Origin of the sequence: Streptomyces sp. NPDC088354 (assembly GCF_044753585.1) — a bacterium.
Lineage (GTDB): Bacteria > Actinomycetota > Actinomycetes > Streptomycetales > Streptomycetaceae > Actinacidiphila.
Genome location: NZ_JBIVNJ010000007.1, coordinates 88,935 through 107,557 on the forward strand (window position 1 = coordinate 88,935; position 18,623 = coordinate 107,557).

19 protein-coding genes are annotated in these 18,623 nt (G+C 71.0%); 8 read left to right on the top strand and 11 right to left on the bottom strand.

Annotation, left to right across the window (positions count from 1 at the left end; genetic code table 11):
* Positions 1-289: 289 nt before the first annotated feature.
* Complete coding sequence (locus tag ACIP98_RS13640) at positions 290-1,252, bottom strand: LysR family transcriptional regulator (protein WP_319657740.1); 963 nt, start codon at positions 1,250-1,252, stop codon at positions 290-292.
* A gap of 133 nt (positions 1,253-1,385) precedes the next feature.
* Here ACIP98_RS13640 and ACIP98_RS13645 point away from each other — a divergent pair, with 133 nt between their 5' ends.
* Positions 1,386-2,630, top strand: coding sequence for an MFS transporter (locus tag ACIP98_RS13645; protein WP_319657739.1), 1,245 nt, complete (start codon positions 1,386-1,388; stop codon positions 2,628-2,630).
* Positions 2,631-2,646: 16 nt separating this feature from the next.
* Here ACIP98_RS13645 and ACIP98_RS13650 read toward each other — a convergent pair whose 3' ends face one another.
* A complete protein-coding gene (locus tag ACIP98_RS13650; protein ID WP_319657738.1) occupies positions 2,647-3,162 on the bottom strand; it encodes a carbonic anhydrase in 516 nt (171 codons plus the stop codon).
* 141 nt (positions 3,163-3,303) lie between these two features.
* The gene (locus ACIP98_RS13655) at positions 3,304-3,762 is read right to left on the bottom strand and encodes a helix-turn-helix domain-containing protein (RefSeq protein ID WP_319657737.1); all 459 of its coding nucleotides are present in this window, start codon (positions 3,760-3,762) and stop codon (positions 3,304-3,306) included.
* 415 nt (positions 3,763-4,177) lie between these two features.
* Here ACIP98_RS13655 and ACIP98_RS13660 point away from each other — a divergent pair, with 415 nt between their 5' ends.
* Both ACIP98_RS13660 and ACIP98_RS13665 read left to right on the top strand, forming a co-directional pair.
* The gene (locus ACIP98_RS13660; protein ID WP_401975754.1) at positions 4,178-4,432 is read left to right on the top strand and encodes a hypothetical protein; all 255 of its coding nucleotides are present in this window, start codon (positions 4,178-4,180) and stop codon (positions 4,430-4,432) included.
* Between the two features lie 90 nt (positions 4,433-4,522).
* Entirely contained in the window at positions 4,523-4,939 is a 417-nt protein-coding gene (locus ACIP98_RS13665; protein ID WP_319657736.1) for a VOC family protein, read from the top strand.
* A 195-nt stretch (positions 4,940-5,134) separates the two neighbouring features.
* Here ACIP98_RS13665 and ACIP98_RS13670 read toward each other — a convergent pair whose 3' ends face one another.
* The gene (locus tag ACIP98_RS13670; protein ID WP_319657735.1) at positions 5,135-6,550 is read right to left on the bottom strand and encodes an MFS transporter; all 1,416 of its coding nucleotides are present in this window, start codon (positions 6,548-6,550) and stop codon (positions 5,135-5,137) included.
* A 211-nt stretch (positions 6,551-6,761) separates the two neighbouring features.
* Here ACIP98_RS13670 and ACIP98_RS13675 point away from each other — a divergent pair, with 211 nt between their 5' ends.
* The gene (locus ACIP98_RS13675; protein WP_319657734.1) at positions 6,762-7,637 is read left to right on the top strand and encodes a PIG-L family deacetylase; all 876 of its coding nucleotides are present in this window, start codon (positions 6,762-6,764) and stop codon (positions 7,635-7,637) included.
* A gap of 95 nt (positions 7,638-7,732) precedes the next feature.
* On the opposite strand, the gene ACIP98_RS13680 is transcribed toward ACIP98_RS13675, so the two are convergent.
* Positions 7,733-8,716 (bottom strand): nitrilase-related carbon-nitrogen hydrolase, encoded by a 984-nt coding sequence (locus ACIP98_RS13680; RefSeq protein ID WP_319657733.1) that lies wholly within the window; start codon positions 8,714-8,716, stop codon positions 7,733-7,735.
* A gap of 290 nt (positions 8,717-9,006) precedes the next feature.
* Between ACIP98_RS13680 and ACIP98_RS13685 the strand changes: the two genes are divergently transcribed.
* Positions 9,007-9,444 carry a helix-turn-helix domain-containing protein gene (locus tag ACIP98_RS13685; RefSeq protein WP_319657732.1) on the top strand — a complete coding sequence of 146 codons (438 nt, stop codon included), beginning with the start codon at positions 9,007-9,009 and terminating at the stop codon, positions 9,442-9,444.
* Between the two features lie 582 nt (positions 9,445-10,026).
* Here the strand turns inward: ACIP98_RS13685 and ACIP98_RS13690 are convergent.
* From ACIP98_RS13690 to ACIP98_RS13705, 4 genes are all read right to left on the bottom strand, one after another.
* Positions 10,027-10,335: an NAD(P)H-binding protein gene (locus tag ACIP98_RS13690; RefSeq protein ID WP_319657731.1), complete on the bottom strand. Its 309-nt coding sequence runs from the start codon at positions 10,333-10,335 to the stop codon at positions 10,027-10,029.
* Positions 10,336-10,473: 138 nt separating this feature from the next.
* Positions 10,474-11,139 carry a helix-turn-helix domain-containing protein gene (locus tag ACIP98_RS13695; protein ID WP_319657730.1) on the bottom strand — a complete coding sequence of 222 codons (666 nt, stop codon included), beginning with the start codon at positions 11,137-11,139 and terminating at the stop codon, positions 10,474-10,476.
* Positions 11,139-11,381 carry a hypothetical protein gene (locus ACIP98_RS13700; protein WP_319657729.1) on the bottom strand — a complete coding sequence of 81 codons (243 nt, stop codon included), beginning with the start codon at positions 11,379-11,381 and terminating at the stop codon, positions 11,139-11,141. The genes ACIP98_RS13695 and ACIP98_RS13700 overlap by 1 nt, the downstream gene beginning before the upstream one ends.
* Positions 11,382-11,693: 312 nt before the next feature.
* A complete protein-coding gene (locus ACIP98_RS13705) occupies positions 11,694-12,755 on the bottom strand; it encodes a helix-turn-helix domain-containing protein (RefSeq protein ID WP_401975761.1) in 1,062 nt (353 codons plus the stop codon).
* A 935-nt stretch (positions 12,756-13,690) separates the two neighbouring features.
* On the opposite strand from ACIP98_RS13705, the gene ACIP98_RS13710 reads away from it, so the two are divergent.
* Positions 13,691-14,767: a PP2C family protein-serine/threonine phosphatase gene (locus tag ACIP98_RS13710; RefSeq protein ID WP_319657727.1), complete on the top strand. Its 1,077-nt coding sequence runs from the start codon at positions 13,691-13,693 to the stop codon at positions 14,765-14,767.
* Positions 14,768-14,856: 89 nt separating this feature from the next.
* Here the strand turns inward: ACIP98_RS13710 and ACIP98_RS13715 are convergent, their stop codons facing one another.
* Positions 14,857-15,636, bottom strand: coding sequence for an IclR family transcriptional regulator (locus ACIP98_RS13715; RefSeq protein ID WP_319657726.1), 780 nt, complete (start codon positions 15,634-15,636; stop codon positions 14,857-14,859).
* A gap of 262 nt (positions 15,637-15,898) precedes the next feature.
* Here ACIP98_RS13715 and ACIP98_RS13720 point away from each other — a divergent pair, with 262 nt between their 5' ends.
* Positions 15,899-16,306: a transposase gene (locus tag ACIP98_RS13720; protein ID WP_401975764.1), complete on the top strand. Its 408-nt coding sequence runs from the start codon at positions 15,899-15,901 to the stop codon at positions 16,304-16,306.
* A 141-nt stretch (positions 16,307-16,447) separates the two neighbouring features.
* On the opposite strand, the gene ACIP98_RS13725 is transcribed toward ACIP98_RS13720, so the two are convergent.
* A complete protein-coding gene (locus ACIP98_RS13725) occupies positions 16,448-17,224 on the bottom strand; it encodes a maleylpyruvate isomerase family mycothiol-dependent enzyme (protein WP_319657725.1) in 777 nt (258 codons plus the stop codon).
* Between the two features lie 253 nt (positions 17,225-17,477).
* On the opposite strand from ACIP98_RS13725, the gene ACIP98_RS13730 reads away from it, so the two are divergent.
* Positions 17,478-18,590 (top strand): zinc-binding alcohol dehydrogenase family protein, encoded by a 1,113-nt coding sequence (locus ACIP98_RS13730; protein ID WP_319657724.1) that lies wholly within the window; start codon positions 17,478-17,480, stop codon positions 18,588-18,590.
* Positions 18,591-18,623: the final 33 nt, after the last annotated feature.

Here is an 18,623-nt window from a genome sequence, read left to right on the forward strand (position 1 = left end):
GCTCCGGGGTTCCCGGGGTGCCGGACGGGAGCCGGCCGTCGTGGTCGTCGGCACCGAACCCGCGTGACGGGAGGTCGGGGCCTGGTAGAACAGCCGCCGATGGGCATCCGGGAGCGCGACCGAAAGGTGTACCGGCCGCTGCGGCGGGCCGGCCTGGAGGTGATCCCGAACGCCGTCCCGGACGGCACGGTGCCGTTCGTCCACGGATACGGTGCCGAGGATCCGGGTGGCGGCTTCTCCCATCCGTACGCCACTCCGCGGCTCGTCGAGCGGCTCAATGAGGACTGGTTCAGCGCGGCAGCACCCAGCCCGGCACCCAGGTCCCGGACGCGTCGCGGCCGGCCGCCGCGGCGGCCAGGTGGGTACGGAGGGTGGCCAGCGCCGGGTGGGGGTTGTCGCGGTGCCACAGGAGCGAGTGCGGGTACACGGGCGTCGGGTCGGTCACCGGGATCCGGCGCAGGCCCTGGCCGCCGGGCCCGGCGCCGGGGGTGTTCGCCGGCGGGACCTGGGGGAGGGTGTGCCTGCCCATGAAGGTGGCCAGGGACGGGGTGTCGGCAATGGTGTCGAGCAGGGCGTCGGAACCGAAGTTGGGGCCGGTCACCTCGATGGTGAGGCCGAACTCGGCTACCAGGGCGTCGTAGTAGGCGGCCCACTCGGTGCCGGGAACGATGCCGGGCATCCAGATCCGGTGCCCTGCGAGCTGAGCGACCGTCACCGACCGTGCGCCCGCCAGCGCGTGGGCGGGGCCCGTCAGGAGTTCGAGCGGCTCGTCGAGCACCCGGACGGACTCGATGTCCTCGGGAAGCGGCCGGCCGGGCGCGCCGACGGCACGGAAGGACGCGTCGATCTCACCGGACCGGATGGCGGCGACGGCCGTCTCTATGTCGAACAGCATCACCACGTCGAGATCGATCTCGGGCCGCGCGCGGTGGAAGCCGCGCATCAGTTTCGACGCCGCTCCGCGCGAGGCGATGATGTCGACGCGCAGCGCGCGGCGGCCGGTGCGAACGGACGCGACCGCGCGCTCGGCCACGCGCAGCAGTTCGCGCGCGTGGGGCAGGAACGCCTGCCCGTCGATGGTGAGCTCGACACCGCGCGCGGTGCGGGTGAACAGCCGCACGCCGAGGGCGCGTTCCAGCGCGGCGATGCGCTTGGAGACGGCCTGCTGGGTGACCCCCAGCTCGGCGGCGGCCTCCTGGAACTGTCCCGCGTCGGCGGCGGCGACGAGGGTCCGGACGGTGTCGAGGTCCATGCCGACACCCTAGAGCCACAACCATTGGTTGTGCCCGCTGGCCCTGCGGTTGTTTGATCCCCGGGTGCGGTGCTCGCTTTGATGTCACCGATCGCGGACCGGTTGTGCGGGCGAGTGGCGAGGGGCGTCGGACATGAGGAGCGGGCACCGGCTCGGGAGCCGGTTCGGTTGGATGTGGGGGGCGTACGGGACCAGCGCGCTCGGCACCTGGCTCGCCTTCGGCGCGTTCCCGCTCATCGCGATCCAGGTGCTGCACTCCGGCCCGGCCGAGGTCGCCGCACTCGCCTCCGCGGGTACCGCGGTGGGCGCGGCCGTGGCGGTGCCGCTCGGCCCGTGGGTGGAGTTCCGGCGCAAGCGGCCCGTGCTGATCGCGATGGACCTGGTGCGGTGCGCGGCGCTCCTGACCGTCCCCGCCGCGTTCGCGCTCGGCGTGCTCACCTTCCTCCAGCTCCTGCTGGTCTCGGTCGTCGTCGCGGCGGGCGACATCACCTTCCGCGCGGCCTCCGGCGCGTTCCTGAAGACGCTGGTGCCCGCCGAGGACCTGCTCGTCGCCAACGCCCGGTTCGAGTCCACGGCCTGGACGACCACGATCATCGGACCACCGCTGGGCGGCGCCGCCATCGGCCTGCTCGGTCCGGTGGTGACGGTGGTGGCCGATGCCGTCAGCTACCTGCTCTCGGCCCTGGGCATCCGCGCCACGGGCGGGCACGAAGTGCGGCCCGTCCGCCAGGACGCGCCGCGGATGCGGGCCCGCGACCTGCTCGACGGCTGGCGGTACCTCCTCGCTGACGCCGGCCTGCGTCCGCTGTTCCTCAACGCCGCCCTGTTCAACGGCCTGGTGATGGCCGCGGAGCCACTGCTGGCCGTCCTGATGCTCGGCCGGCTCGGGTTCGCCCCGTGGCAGTACGGCCTCGCCTTCGCCGCGCCCTCGATCGGCGGGCTGATCGGCTCACGGCTGGCCCGCCCGCTGGTCACCCGGTTCGGACAGCACCAGGTCCTGGTCGCGGCGGGCGCGCTGCGCGCGGTCTGGCCCGTCGGCCTGGCCTTCCTGGGGCCGGGCACCGGAGGGCTGCTGCTGGTGATCGGCGTCGAGCTCGGGCTCATCTTCTGCTGCGGGATCTTCAACCCCGTCTGTGCCACCTACCGCCTCGAACGCACCTCTGCGGACCGGGTCGCCCGCACGCTGTCCGCCTGGGCGGTGACGACCAAGGCCTCGACCGCGCTGCTGACCGGCGTCTGGGGCGTGCTGGGCGGCCTGCTCGGCCCGCGCCCCGCCATCGGCCTGGCCGGTGTACTCCTGCTGGCGACCCCCCTGCTGCTGCCGCGTCGCGCGGCGGCGCGACCGCCCGCGCGCGAGCCGGCATCGAGCCGTCCCTGACCGACCTCCGCCGGCCCTACGACGTCGTGACGACGTCCACCTCCCCGGTGGCCACGTCGTACACGAGTCCGGACACCCGTACGCCCGTTAGCCCGGGTTGGGCACGCAGAGTATCGACGTCCAGGGCGACGGCCCGGCGCGGATCGGTGACGGCCTGTGCGGCCACGTGGTCCGTGTCGACGTCGAAGTAGCCCGAGAGCATGTCGAGTTCACCGTCCAGCCGGGTGATCCCGCAGTCGGTGTGCTGGAGGACGACGACATCCCAGCCCGGCCCGAGGTCACCTCCCGCGGCCTGAGTGACCTTGCGCAGCATCGCCAGTTCCCTCAGCGTCGCCGGCGTGACGCGGCCACCGACGTTGCGGATGGTGGCGACCTCGCCCTGCTCCACGCCGAGCACCGCGGTCGGCTCGACACGCGGATCCACACATCCGATGACGATCGTCCTGAGCGAGGGCATCATCCGCAGGCCCGGCGTGTACCGGTGGGGGGCGTAGTCCGCGTTGCGGCTGGTCAGCATCTCGACTACATCCATGGTCGGTCCCTTGAGGCAGTCACTGAACGATCCGGGGGATCGCAGCCACCGGTGCCCGCGTCCCACCCCTCACGCTAGCCTCATGCGGTTTGATTCGCGAACCCTGGAGCGATCGCGCGAGTCCGCGACGCTCCGGATGCGCTACGCCTCGGGCCCGGCCATCGACCAGCCCGGCGCATTGGGCGTCCAGTGTAGTCCGCGGCCGTCGACGGTCTCCCCGCAGGTGCCGCACACGGTGGTCGGCTGGACCTGGTGGCCGTGGTGCTCCACGATCATGGGCGGCTCTTCGACGGCCCAGCGGTCGCCCCATGCGAGGAGGCCGATGAGCAGAGGAAAGAGCTCCTTGCCCGCCTCGGTGAGGTGGTACTCGAACCGGGTTGCCTGGTACTCGTGCTTTTCGAGGATGCCGTCGGCCACGAGCGACTTCAGCCGCGCGGCGAGCCGGTCGCGCGGGGCGCCGGTGTTGCGGGCGATCTGGCTGAAGCGCCGGTTGCCGAACATGATCTCGCGGGCGATCAGCAACGACCAGCGGTCGCCGACCAGTTCCAGCGTGGCTGCGACTGCGCAAGGCCTTCCGGGGACCACTGGGTATTCGGGCATGTTTGAGTATACCAAGTCACGGTTTGTGAACCAAACCGTCCTCTGTTGTTCAACCCACGCCCGGGAGTCCGCTCGGACGGCTGAGGGCGAGGACTTCGGCGCGCTGCGGGAGCGGTGGGCGGGGTGCGGGCAGTCGGACCTTGCCGCCCCGGCCCCGGACCTTTTCGCGTTCCCCGGTGCCGAGGTGCCCGGCCATCCGGCACGCGTCGACCCCACTGTTGGACCGTGGTTCCCGGACTCGTCCGGCAGGCCCTTGACCTGCCGCTGAACAGTGGGCCGTCCTGCGGGGGTTCGTGACGTCGGTGCCGCGGGAGGCGAGGGGGCCGAGTCCTGCGCCGCGGGTATTCGAGCGGTATCCGCAGGGTCCCGGCGCTGTGCTCATGCGCCTGGCGTACAACCGCTTGGACGGCCGGCCGTGGGCAAGATCTCTCTGGCGGTCAGGGGTTGCCACGGGTCCGTCGCCACCTGTGGAACGGTCGGCCTCGGCACCACCCCCGAGACCCCTGAGCTCCTCCCCGGCTTCCGCGCGCTGTTCTCGATGCGCCGAGCTGGGGGCGGTGACCGGCATCGGGCTGCCGGAGCCGCCCCGGGCGTGGCGGAGCTCATCCGGGCCGTGCGGAACCTCTCCCGTCGGCTCACGGCGGCCGGCGATCCGGGCCTCGGCGTGTGATGCCGCCCCGACCACAGCGGGTCGAGGTTGTTGAAGGCGGTCCGCCCGCACTGTTACGGTTTGAAAAGCAAACCAAATGGAAGGACGGTCATGACCGCTCGAGTCACGCCCTATCTCACCTTCGGCGGCAACGCGCGCGAGGCGATGGAGTTCTACCAGTCGGTCTTCGGCGGCACGCTGGACATCGCCACGTTCGCCGACCTCCACCGAGCCGAGTCCGCCGCCCAGGAGCGCCTGGTGGCTCACTCGATGCTGAAGGGGACGGCAGGCGTCGTCCTCATGGGATCGGACACCCCGACTCCGGAGGAGCACCGGCCCGGTGGTTCCTTCTCGGTGGCCCTCGGAGGGGACGAGGCGGACCTCACCGACTACTGGGCCAGGCTTTCCGAGGGAGGGACGGTCACCGTGCCGTTCGCCACGTCCGCGTGGGGCTCCCTGCACGGGCAGTGCGTCGACACGTTCGGCACCGCCTGGCTGCTCAACGTCACGGGGAAGCCGGCCGCCTGATCCTCGCGAGGGGCGTCCGGGTTCGTGGTCACGCGCGAGCCGATGGGCGCCCTTCGTCATGTCGCGGGCGGCGCGGCCGGCGAAGGCCGCGCCAACGGGGGAAAGACAGGGTTCGCGGCGCTCGAGCGCGAGTGACTCAATGCAACGCCGCGTGCGCCGCATTGAGTCATTCGGCATGGTCGGACTCCGCCCCTGTCAGGGTGTGGAGGGGGTGGTGCGTGCTCCCAGGCGGGGCAGGGCCTGGACGATGCCCGCGGTGAGGCCGAGAGCGGCGAATACCCACCAGGTGTTCTGGAAGTTGCCGACATCCGGGCCCAGTTCGGAAGTCCCCAGGAGCGCGACGAAGATGCTGACGCCCAGAACCGCCCCGAGTTGCCGGAAACTGGAGTTGATCGCGGAGCCGATGGCGAACTGCGCCGGCGGGAGTTTCGCGACGGCCGCACCGGACTGCACCGGCAGCGTCAGGCCGATGCCCACGCCCGTGAGCAGGGTCCACGGCAGCCAGTGAGTGACCCAGTGGGGTGAGGCGTCCACGAAAAGGGCGAAACCGAGGCAGCCGAGGGCCCAGGTGACGGCTCCGGCGAGCAGCACCCGCCGGTGGCCGATCACGGTGGCGAGTTTGGTCGTGGAACGCGCGATGACCGTGACGACGATGGGACCCGCGGAACTCGCGAGCGCGGCACGCAGGACGGAGTAGTGCCATTCCGTCTGCAGGAATATCAAGTTGGCCAGCAGCAGTCCGAAGAAGGCCGTGGAGAACAGAAGCGTTGCGATGTTGATTTCCCGGAACTGACGCTCCTTGAACAGGGCGAGGTCCATCACAGGCCGCGCGGCCTTCGACGTGCGCCACAGAAAGACCGGAAGCGCGAGGGCCGCTCCGACGAAGCCGCCCACGACCCAGGTGTCGGACCAGCCGCGAGAGGGGCCCTCGATGAGGGAGAAGCTGAGGAGCGCGGGAATCACGGCGACGAGGAGCGCACCGAGGGGGTCGGGCACACCCGAGGCCTGCGGGTCCCGGGACTCATGGAGCAGACGCCTGCCGAGCGCCACGATCACCGCGGCAATCGGGACGTTGACCAGGAAGATCCAGCGCCAGGAGGCGTACTCGGTCAGCAGCGCCCCAAGGGTGGGGCCGACCGCGGCTGCGGCCGCCGCCATCGCACCCCACACGCCGATCGCCACATGCCGGCGAGCCACGGGGAACTCATGGAGGACGAGCGCCAGGGACGACGGGACGACGAGTGCCGCGAAGACCGCCTGCAGCGCACGAGCGGTGATCAGCACGCCCGCGCTCGGCGCCAGTCCGCACAGAGCACTCATCAGCGCGAATCCGGCAATGCCCACGATGAATACGTTCTTGCGACCGTACCGGTCGGCCACTCGCCCTGCCGGGATGAGCATGGCCGCGAATACCAGGCTGTAGGCGTTGAGGACCCACGCGAGGTGACCGGCCGAGGTGTGGAAACTGTGGCTGATCGTCTCGAAGGCGATGTTCACAATCGTGGTGTCCAGGAAGACCACGAAAGCGCCGAGGCTTCCCAGGGCCAGTACCCACCGAGCCCTTCGATTGTCGGCGGGTACCTCTGCGCGAGGGGCGCTTTCGGGGCTCACCGGACTCTCCTCGGCGGGCGCTCGCTCTGCATTGATCATCGTTCACCACTCCTGGTGTGTTGTGAAGTTGCTGCGTGCCCAGGTAACGTAACAACGTATGGTTTGAAAGTCCAACCGTCGGGATGTCGGCCTTTTCCCGCCCAATCCCGGCGGCTCAGGAGCCGATTAATCCCTATCCACTTTCGTCGCTCCCTTGGAAGGGCCCGAGTAATTGAACACACCAGAGATCCGGCCGACGCTGATGGTCGTTCACGCGCACCCGGACGACGAAGCGAGCCAGACGGGCGGCACCCTCGCGCGGTACGCGGCCGAGGGAATGTGGACCGTTCTCGTCACCTGCACCGACGGCGGGCAGGGCGACGACACCCACGGTCGCAAACCGGGCCACCGCGACCACCGGCCGAAGCAGGTGGCCGCGCGGCGGTCCCGCGAGCTGGCGATGTCCAGGACTGCGCTGGGAATCGGCGAGGTGGTGCAACTGGGGTACCCGGACTCCGGCATGCACGGGTCCGTGAGGGACATCGACCCTCGCGCCTTCGGCAGACTCGAGGGCGAGCCGATCGTCCGGCGGCTCGAAGCACTGATGAACGAGTACCGGCCGGATGTGATCGTGACCTACCCGCCCAACGGCCTCTCCCACCACCCGGATCACATACGCACCCACGAACTGACCGTCGCCGCGGTCGGACGCGTCCGGGAGGCGGGCGGATTTCCGCCTCGCGACAGCGGTGCGGCTCCTCACCGACGCACCCCGAAGCTGTACTACATCGCCCTTTCCCGGTCCCGTCTCACGGCGCTCCGCGCCCGCGCCGAGGCGGCGTTCGGAGCCGGTGCCTGGACGCCGCCCCCGGAGACAGGCGTCGACGACGACAGTGTCACCACGACGGTGGATGTCTCCGGTTTCTGGGATCACAAACTGCGTGCCCTGGCGGCACACGCCAGCCAGGCGGATGCCGCCGCCCTGTTGCGGGTGCTGAGCGTCACCGGACACGAGAATCCCGTCGAGGAGTACATCCTGGTGGACCCGCCCTGGAGGGGCGGCGAAAGGGAGGGCGACCTGTTCGAGGGCACCGGCGGCGGCCGCTGACCGCTGACCGCGGACCGCGCCGGCGCGGCAACGGTCACGCCGCCGTGCCGTGCCGGGCCGGATCGCGTTCCCGGGCGATCCGGCCCGGCGGCAGGTCAGTGAGTCGGGGCGGGCTGTCCGCCTTCCCATGCCCGGATGCCGTGGGGCGGCCCCTGCGCATCGCCCTCGTGAAGGTGGGCGGCCGGGGTGCGGTCGATCCGCAGGCTGAGCAGTTCGGGGCGGCTGTAGTGGCCCCGCGCGTCCATCAGCCGTTTGCGCTGGTCGATGAGACCGAGGTCCAGGTCGGCGATGACCTCCCCCTCGCCCGACGTGAGCGGTTCGCCGAGGACGCGGCCCTCGGGGTCGACGACGGCCGTGAAGAAGCCCCCGGAGAACGCGGGGCCGCCGGTGTCCTCGGCGATGCGGCCCACCTGGTCCTTGTCGAGCCAGGCGGTGGCGCAGACGACGAAACACGCTGCTTCCAGCGCGTGCTGACGGATGTTCACCTCGATCTGCTCGGCGAACAGCGGGCCGCCGAAGGCACCGGGATACATCGCGGCATGGATCTGCTCGCCGTCGGCGATCAGGGCGTAGCGCGCGAGCGGCTGGTAGTGCTCCCAGCAGGCGAGCTGGCCGATGCGGCCGACGGCGCTGTCCACCGCGCGCAGGCCGGAGGCGTCCCCCTGGCCCCACACGAGCCGCTCGTGGTAGGTCGGCGTGATCTTGCGGCGGCGCTGGATCAATGTACCGTCGGCGTCGAAGAGCAACTGCGTGTTGTACATCGTTCCGCCGTCGCGCTCGTTGACACCGATCGAGACCACCATGCCGGCCTCCCGGGCCGCTTGGGCGATCGCGTCGGTGTCGGCGGACGGCACGGTCACCGACTCCTCCAGCAGACGCAGGGGCTCCTTGGCCATGGCGTAGGGAGCCTGCACGAAGGAGAAGTAGGGGTAGTAGGGGATGACGGTCTCAGGGAACACGGCGTACTGGACGCCCTTCGTTCCCAGTTCGCGGATCTTCGCCACGACCTTTTCGACGGTGCCGGCCCGGCTGTACAGCACGGGGCTGATCTGGACTGCGGCGGCCTTCACGAGAGTCACGGTGGGGGGTTCCTTGTCGGCTGGGGTGGGGAGCGCGGAGCGGAGGAGCTCCGTGGACGAGGGCAGGTGCCGTCACGGTGCGCTCGACGCGCCACCGGCCGGTCCGGGGTGTGGCAGAAGGCGTCGGCGGTGGCGTCGGCGGTGGCGGTGCGACGGTCGGCAGGACCCCGGCGGAAGGCGCTGACGCGGCATCGGGCGGACCCGCTGCCGCGTTCGTTCACCGTGCCGCCGCGACCCTCTCGGGTAGCATGGTTTGAATGTCGAACCATGCAAAGCATACACTTGACGGTTTGAAATCCAAACCACAACGGGATGCGCTGGCCGTCGCCCTGGACGCGATCGACGACCGGTGGTGCCTGCACATCGTGCGCGCGGTCGCCTTCGGTGCCTCGCGCTACACCGACATCCTGCGGGAGGTCGGAGCTCCGAGGGACGTCCTGTCCTCAAGGCTCCGGAAGCTCACCGCAGCCGGGATCCTGCGGCCGCTCCCGCCCGAGAAAGGCCGGCCGGCCGGGTACGAACTCACCCGGAAGGGGAGGGATCTCGGGCACGTCGTCCTGGTGCTCAAGCGATGGGGCGACACCCACGGCGAGGACGCCGTGCCCCGGGTCGACTTCGTCCATGACGGCTGCGGCGCGGTGTTCGTCGCCGAGGTCCGCTGCCAGGCGTGCGGCGAGCCGGTCCGGTCGGGGCAGTTCTCCGTTCATCCCGCGTCCCCCGGATGCTGACGACCCGCAAGGCGCCGGCCCCGCACCAGGCGTTCACCGGCGTCCGTGGCGAGGCCGGGCGGCCCGAGGCCCCGGGAACGTTCCGGAGCGCCGCCGGTCTCACGCCGAACGCTTGTCGTAGAAGGCGCGGTTCTGGGTGACGAAGGTTTCGACGTCGAGCGGGTCGTAGGTGGGGCGAGGCGCCGCGCTTGTCCAGGGCGGCGGTGAACTCCTCGAGGCCGATCGGTACGTAGGTGACCTCGCGGCCCAGGGCGCGTGCCATCGCCTCGGCGATCTCGTAGTGGTTGAGCTCGACGGCGCCGTAGAGCCGGTAGATCGTGCCGGCGTGCGGGGCGGGGTCCTCGAGGATCGCCGCGATCACCCTCGCCTGGTCGACGGCGGCGATGGGGGCATGACGTCCGTCCGCGAAAGGAAGGCGCATTTCATCGGTTCCGTCCCACATGTTGATCAGCCATTCGGCGAAGAACGTGGGACGCAGGTGGGTGACCGCGGAGGGGGAGCGGTCCAGCAGGCGTTCGGCGACCCAGTGCTGTCGTGCGGCGTTGCCGGCGGCCTCGCGGCGGGCGGAGATCTGGGACATGTTCACGATCGCCTCCACACCGTTCTCCTCCGCGGCCTGGGCCAGGTTCGCCGTGGCGTCCAGAGGCCGGGGAGGATCGGGTAGGTGAAGTAGGCGGCGTTGATCCCCTCGGTCGCCCGTGCCATGGGGCCCAGGTCGAGGGCGTCCCCGACCATCACCTCCGCGCCGAGCCCTGCCGGCCCCTCGGAGCGCTCGTCGATGCGCCGGACCAGCGCGCGGACACGGTGGCCGCGCCGCAGCAGCAACTCGGTGGTGTGCCTGCCGGTCTTGCCGGTCGCGCCGATCACCAGGAGGTTACGGGTCGTCATCATGGGTGCCTCTCCTCGAAGTGCTCCCCTCCCCGCGTTCGGGGGAGGGGAGAGACGGTGTGTACGGATCCGTCGGACGGGAGCGAGTGCCGAGCGGGTCCGGCCGAGCTCGACCGGGCGCCGCCGTCGCCCCGCACGCGGTCACGAAGACGTCGCGTGGTCACCGTCGGTCAGGCTGAACAGCTCGAAGAACAAGCGCGCGGTGTCGGCGTCGCCCTCCACGACCAGGTCGCCGGAAGCGATCGCGTCATCGACGGCGACCCGGCCCCTCGCGAGGGCGTACAGCGTGGCCTTCTCGCAGATCAGGCGCATGCCCGGCCTCATCGGCGCGGGTCCGATCTCGGCTCGGACCTGCTCACCGTCACCCTGCAGCCACAGCGTCTCGTCGCCCACGACCAGCTCGGTGAGCGTGGTGAAACCCGCCGCCCGCCCGGGCGCCGTGAGCCGCATGGCGACCAGGCTCCATGCGGCGCGGTCGGCGTATCCGGCCGGGGGTGGCCCGAGGCCTCCGCCCCAGGAGGCCAGGGAGGCCAGCAGCGGCAGGAGGGCTTCACCGCGCGCACCGAGTTCGTAGGCCGCCGCGTGCCCCGGGCCGCGCAGCGTCGTGCGGCGCACCACGTCGTACGCCCCGAGATGCTTCAGGCGGGCGGCCAGAAGGCTGGTCCCCATACCCGGCAAGGCGTCGAGCAGATCGCTGTAGCGGCGAGGGCCCAGGGTGAGCTCCCGCACGATGAGCAGCGTCCACCTCTCCCCGAGCACGTCGAGCGCACGGGCGATGTGGCAGATCTGTTCGTAGGAGCGACTCATCACATCTCCTGGGCGGGCAAGGGGGCGGAGAGTCCGATCCTGCCCAGCGGGTCCTCGACGACTCGCTGGACCTCCACCCGCGGTGTGCCGGAGCAGGCCTGGTGCCCACCCGCGATCCGAGAGACGCAGCAGGCCTCGCCGACGGCCCCGGTACGGGCCTGGCCGCCGTCGGCCGCGCCGTGCACCAGGTAGAAGTGGCGGACAGCGCGCCCCGCGGCAGAGCGGACATGCACTCCCACCATCCACGTGCTTCCCCTGTCCATGGCCACTCCCATCCGCCCGCGGTCAGGCATCCCGACTCACGACCCACGAGGACTTCGTAAACATAGAGTCGATGCTACTTGTTTTTGAACAAACCCGCGGTCGCGCATCTTCCCGCGCAGGACTTGGGCCGGGCCGACAGCGGCCCCCGGCATCAGAACCGGGCGTCGTCGTGGAGGGAGAATCGGCGTCTTTCGGGGGCCGCCCCGTGGCCCACGCGGACACGCCGAGGCCCGGCGCGGGGGCCACGGTGCAAGGGGGTGTCGCGGCAGGGCTCATCGCCCGCCGAGCTGTCAGCGGCCGGCGATGGCGTGCAGGACGGTGTCGTCGTGCAGGAGGCCGGCCTGACGCCACTCCGCGGGAGAGACACCGTAGACCGACCGGAAGGTGCGGCTGAAGTGCGCGTGGCTCGCGAAGCCCCAGCGGTGTGCGATGGCCGCCACGGTCTGGCCCGCGAGTTCCGGGCGCACGAGGTCCCTGCGGCAGGCCTCGAGCCTGAGGCGCTGGATCCACCGGCCGACGGTCATGGGCTCGCCCTGGAAGAGCTGGTACAGGTAGCGAACGGAGATGTGGTGCGTGGCCGCGAGTGAGGCGGGGGAGAGCGAGGGGTCGTGCAGGTGGGAGCGGATGTAGGCGCGCAGACGTAGCAACAGGTCAGCCTCGACCGCGGGAGTGGCCGCTTCCTTGATGTCGCCCTCCAGCGCGACCAGGGCCGTCAGTACGTCGACGATCCCCTGTTTGAGGAACTCCTTCGGAGCCGGCGCGCAGATGCAGTGGTCCGTCACCGTGACGAGCCCGTTCACGTACGACGCGAGGATGCCGCTGATGCCCTGACCGGTCGAGTAGGTCCGGCCGGTGGCCAGGCACAGTGCCGAGTCCGGGAGGTCCAGCATCTCGCGCGGGACCGTGGCGACGTGCTGCCGTACCGGGCCGGAGAAGTCCATGGCGTAGGGCCTGCGCGTGTCGAGGATGACGAGCTCGCCGGCCGCGACCGGGACCTCCCGGCCGTCCTGGGTCGCGACGCCGGCACCCGCCCGTTGCAGGCTCACGACCAGCGAGTCGTCGCCGTCCGCGGCGATGAGCGGCGCGGTCCGCGTCATGCGCTGCGGGCTCGCCTCGAGGAATCCGGCCTGGACGCCCGCGACACATGCCTGCCGGATGGCACCGTGGATCATGGCCTCCTTTGGCGCGCGGACCTCCACCTGGATGAACGCTCTGCCCACGGCGTCCGTCCAGTACTCGGTCCGCTCTTCGGGCGGTTGGGCGTCGGTGCAGAATGCTTGGATCACGACGGCCTCGCGAAGTGCCAGGAGCCATTGCGTCCCCGGAGCCTGCGCCGTGCGTCCGTGTGCCACGCGGCACCGGGAACCCCTTACCCTGCCACCGTAAAGTCCGGCCGCGGTCGCCGACGGCTTGCCGGGCGGGACTGCGGGACACCCGCAGCTACGCGGTACGGGGACTGCGGGAAAGCCCGCGTACCGCGTACGTGCCGTCCGTGGAGGCCGGGAGCGCTTCGCGAGGCGCCGGGGGCGCAGCGTGTCCGCACGCCGCACCCCCGCACTCGCGGCCGGTCACACCACGGGGAAGCGCGACGTGCGTGCGGTAACGCTCCCGTGCCGTCCACGTGTTGCCCGGCGGAAGGCGGGTCGCGAGCCGGAGGGCCTTCCGTGCCCCGGGCTCCCGCGCGAGGGGGGGCGTGGCGGTTCCGTGGACGTTCGCATGCCCTCGGGACGCGGCCGCCGGCGGTGTTGTTCGACGCCGCCGCCCGTGCGGAGCCCGGAGAGGTCACCACCGGCGGTCGCCCGGTCGGAGGCGACGGGCACCGGGAGCGAGGACCGTCTCGGCAGGGGCCGGGCGAGGACGAAGGCGCGGTCGGGCACGTCGTCGCCGGCCCCGAAGCGGAGGCCGGTCCGTCGATGCGGGCGCGGCGCGGGAGTCCCCGGAGCCGTCGTGGTGGGCGCCGATGACCCACGGACGATCCTTCGGGACCTCGGCCGTGCCGAAGGACCGGAGCCCGTCACGCCCACTTCCCCGGAACCGGAGACCGCCCATCCCGCGGCCTCCGGCCTGACCGGCCGGCAGACCGCCGAATCGCTCCGCCTCTTCCCCACGCACCGTCGGCGGCCTCTTCCCCGATGCGGGCATCACCTCCCGCCGCGGAAAGCCGGACTGCATGAATGGGCAAGGGACCGTGCGTCACGGAGCAAGGGGCGGAAGCCGTCCCGCACCTACGGTCGGCAGTGGCCCACCCTCAGTGGGCCCCGGGGACGACCGTGAAGGAGTCACGCCGATGACGTACATGGACGAGTTCGAGGAGGAACGGGGCGACAAGCAGTCGGGTCACCGTCTGGCTGCGGCAGGGATCCTGGGGGCCTTGGCCGTGTGCGCGGTGAGCGCGGTGTGCGCGATCCTGCCGTTGCACCATCCGAGCTTCGCGTGCGGCATGGCGCCGCTGGTCACCGCCGGAGCGGTAGCCATCGTTCTGGCGCGGCTGAAGAACAAGTACCGCTGCACGGCGACGCGGGCGCGTGCGGTGTCCGACACCGTCCGGCGGGTCCTGCTGCGCCCGCTTCCCAGCCGCATCGGCGCTCTGGGAATCGCCTCCGTCTACCGTCCGTGCGGTGGCCGGGGCGAGGTCGGTGGTGATCTGTACGCGGTCGCCCGGACGGGCGGGGCGACACGCCTGATCATCGGGGACGTGTGCGGCAAGGGGCTGCACACCTTCGACGACGTCGCGGCCGTGCTCGGTGCCTTCCGCGAATGGGCCCCGCGTGCCGCGACCTTGACCGAGTTGTCGGTGCGTCTGGAGGAGAGCTTCCTGCGCCACCTGGCGGAAGCCGAGGACGGGGACCGCGACAAGGACGAACGCTTCGTGACCGCTCTCCTCCTGGAAGTTCCGGACGGCGAGCGGCACGTCCGCATGGTCAATCGCGGACATCCGCCGCCGGTAAGGGCCCACCGGGGTTCCGTCGCCCTCGTCTCGTGCTGCTCCTCGCCCCCGCTGGGCCTGCACGGTCTGCAGGACCTGGGTGCCGACGAGGAGTGCTTCGAACTGGCGGCAGGGGACGCGCTCCTGCTCTACACCGACGGGCTGATCGAGGCCCGCGACCCCTCCGGGCATTGCTATCCGCTGCTGGACCGCGCGACGGCATGGAACTGGATCCGGCAGGACACGGCTCGTCACCAGACCCTGCCGGACGCGCTCTCGGAGATCCTCCAGGATCTCGTCGACCATGCCGGAGCGCTCCCCGAGGACGATCTCGCGATGGTCGCACTGACCCGGCTCGACAAAACCGATGCCGCCGCGCTTCCCCGGCCGGCGGGACAGGCCGGCCGCGAAGGCGAGGGGCAATTGCAGAAGGACTGACACCGACCACCGACGTGGTGGAGCAACAGACAGGCGTCCTGCGGTGAAGCGCACTGCGGGGCGCCTCCCTGCTGCCATCGCCGGCCTGGTCAGGCCCATCGGCTCGTCGCCAGGAAGCACGAGATGTCCCGTGCGCATTGCGTGACCTGTCCCGCGAGCTCCTCCACCCGGTCAGGGGTCACCCGGTGTGTCGGACCTCCAAGGGTCACCGCGGCCGTCACGCTGCCGTCCGGGGCGTAGACGGGGGCGGCCAGAGCGTTCTGTCCCGACTCCTCCTCCTCGCGTGCGAACGTCCAGCCCCGCAGCCGGATCTCGTCCAGTTGCCGGTGCAGAGCTTCCGGTTCGACGACGGTGCTGCTGGTGAGGGCGGTCGGTCCTTCGTCCAGTACGAGCCTGAGGGCGCTCGGTTCAAAGGCCATGAAGACCTTGCCCGCGGCACCGCCGCGCAGAGGCTTCACCTGGCCGACATAGCCGTGAGGGGCGAGCGTGTCCAGGGAATTGGCCCACACCACCGTGACGTGGTCGCGGTGGTGCCGAACGTGGAGCCCGCAGCACTCGCCGGTCCTGTCCCGGAGCGCCGCCACCGCGGGCCTGGCCGCTGTCAGGAGGTCCGAGGCCACGTCCGCGGACGCCGACCACCGGAGCACCCGCAGACCGACGCTGTAGAAGACCCCCTCGTGCTGGAGCACGTTCTCCGCGACCAGGGCGTGCAGGATCCCGGTCAACGTCGACGACGGCATGCCGGTCATGCGGACGATTTCCGAAGGGTGCAAGCACGGAGTGTCGACGGAGAAGCAATCCATGATGCGGGACGACCTCTGCAGGACCTGTGCAACGGAATTCACGTCATCTATTTGCAGGCTTGCCATGTTCTCGGCCTCCGTGTGTCGTGCCGTCGGGAGCGAGGTGCTGGTCCCGGCGTACGAACCATGCCTTCATGGTGCCCGTAGTATTCCGCGTCTACCCTGCGGAAAGCCCGCAGGTCTTGTTTCCTTTGGTGCTCTGCGGAATTCTTTCCCGGGCCTGCACGGAGGGGCAAGAAGCCGTGCGCCGTGAGGCACGGAACCCGGAGGGGCCCGTACTTACGGTTGAGGAGAATGCGCTGGGAACGGCCGTGGAGGAGCGACGCCGATGACGGACGTGGAAAAGGGGGAAAGCCTGGTGAAGCGGCTGGCACCGGACGAGTTGTGGGTCCTTTTCCGGCAGGTGGTGGCGCCGACCGAGGTGGTGCGCACGCAGGGCGGGGGGCGGCGACGGGCGGGTGACCGTGAGGTTCTGGCCGCGATCGTCTTCGTCGCCACGTCCGGCTGTACCTGGCGGCAGCTCCCGCCGGTGTTCGGCCCCGCCTGGCCCACGGTCTACCGGCGCTTCGTCCAGTGGAGCCGGGACCAGGTCTGGTCCCGGCTCCACGAGATCATCCGCGACGCGTGCGGTGGCCCAGGGGAACTGGACTGGCCCTGCTTCGCGATCGGCTCCGTCGGCGTCCGTGCGGCGGAAGAGGGCCCGCGCGGCCGGGAGCCGGTGCGTGCGCCGACGTAGGGCGCCGGGGTCGGCGGGTTTCTCCTCCCCGTGCGTGGCGGGCCCGCCCGCCCCGCGGCGTCCACGGAATCGGGCGGGGGTCGCGTCCAGCGGCCCGGACCCGACGAGGAAGCGGCCGTAAGTGTTCGTGAGGGGCGGGTCCTACGCGTCCGGGTCCCAGTCCGCGAGCCGGTCGAAGACGCGTGGGTCGCCGTCCAGCTTCAGGGAGTCCATGGGGATACGGCCGTACATGGCCATCACCAGCTCATGGGCCGTGCCCCACGCGGAGGCGCCGGCCGCGTCCGGGCCCTCGCCGGCGGCGGAGATGCGGGCGATCCGTGCGCCGTCCGCGGAGAGCCGGACGCGCCAGGAACGGCCCCCGCCGGCGTGGTACTCGACGGTGGCGGGCTCGTGCGGCCAGGCGGCCGTCGTCGAGCAGCAGGTGGACAGGAACTCGTCGACACCGTCGAGTGCGACCTCGTCCGGCAGTGGTTGCGGCGCGCCCACGGCGAGTTGGGCGTCGTACGTGTGCACCGCGATCTGCTGGAGCTGGTGCCGGGCGACGGCACCGCAGGTCTGCGGCGACTGCGAATCACCCCACCACGTCCAGCAACCGCGATCGGGGCCGGCCTCGCGCAGTGCGTCCAGCAGTTCCCGCGTCGACGCGGCCAGCCAGGCCAACTGTGCCTCGCGCTCCTGAGGCACCGCAGGGGCGTCCTCCGGTGCGGACTTGCCCGGGGCGCCGGGCCCCGCGGCGACGGTGGCGGCCCAGGCACGGCGTCCATCGCCCAGATGCTCCACCAGATCGAACAGCGTCCACTCGGGGCAGGTCGGCACCCGCACGTCGAGGCTGGGCGCGGAAGCGATCGCGGCACGGAAGGCGGTCGATCGCTCGTCGATCAGCCGCAGCAGATCGGGGAACTCCAGGGTCTTGTCCACCGCGGCTGTCTATCACGGTGCTCCGGCGACGGGACAGCGAATATTCGCTGGCCCGGATGCCTCAGGACGATGCGGTGGATCGTCGGCGGACCGCTCCCGCCGAGCCCACGAGCGGCTTCCCCGTGCGTGTCATGGTGCTGAAAGAGGGGCTGTTCTGTCCTGGTATCGAGTACTTCGCGGCAGGGGCCGTGCGGTACGTCGTGGAGGGCCGGCGATTCGGCCGGGCACGTCCTCAGAGGGAAGCGTGCGGAACATGCAGCAGACTCAGGCAATTCCGGAGACGTATCTCGGCGTCGGTTACACAAGGGACCGGGTCGGCCTTCCCTTGGAAGCGGTACGTGTTCCCGTCCCGCAGCCGATCGCCGACCATGTTCTGATCCGCGTCGCCGCCTCGTCGCTCAACCCGCTGGAATACAAGCTGGCCGACCTCAACTTCATGGGGCGCACACCGCCCGTCGCTCTCGGTCTTGATCTCGCCGGCGTGGTGGTTGCCGTGGGCCGGGATGTGACCGACGTGGCCGTCGGTGACGCAGTGGCCGCCATGGCCGATCTGAACGGTGACGGTGGCTGGAGTGCCACGGGCGGCGGCGCGAGTGCGGGCGGCTATGCCGTCGCCCGCCGATTCCTCACCGCCCTCAAGCCGCCGTCCTTGAGCTTTCGCGATGCGGCGGCGCTCCCCATGGCCTTCCTGTCCGCCTTCGCGGGTCTGTACCCGGCCGTCCAAGGCGGTGACACGGTCTATGTCCCGGGAGGTGGGGGCGGCGTCGGGCACCTCGCGGTGCAGATGGCGTCGCGCGCCCTGGGGGCCGGACTGGTCATCAGCAGCGGCAGCACGCCGCAGTCGATCGCACTGGCCCGGGACTCCGGGGCCCGGCACGTTCTCGACTACAGGCGCGAGGACGTCCCGGCGGAAATCGCCAGGCTGACCAGCGGCCGGGGCGTCGACGTGGTCTTCGACGCCACGTACAGCGAGCAGGGCTTCGTGGAGAGCGCGAAGGCCGTACGGCGAGGCGGCAGTTGGATCGTGCTCGGTGTCGGTCCCGGCAAGACGACCCGCGTGGTCGAGACACACAGCCCGGTGGACGCCATCCTGGCCGAGCGCGGCGCCCAGCACGTCAACGTCGATCTGCTGCGCTACTTCTCCGAGCCCGCCACGCTCGACCGTGAGGCCCGGGCATTTCTTCAGCGCGGGATGGCGCTGGCGATGGAATGGGCGGCGCAGGGACGTGTGCTCCCGCACATCGACCACACCATCGACAGCACCGTTGAGACGGTCAACGCGGCGCTGCGGTCGCTCAAGTCCGGCCACGGCACCGTGGGCAAGGTGGCGGTGATCGTGGATCAGGGCCTTGCAGCGGAGCAGTGACGGGCCGTCAGGGCGATCCGGCTGCCGAGGCGC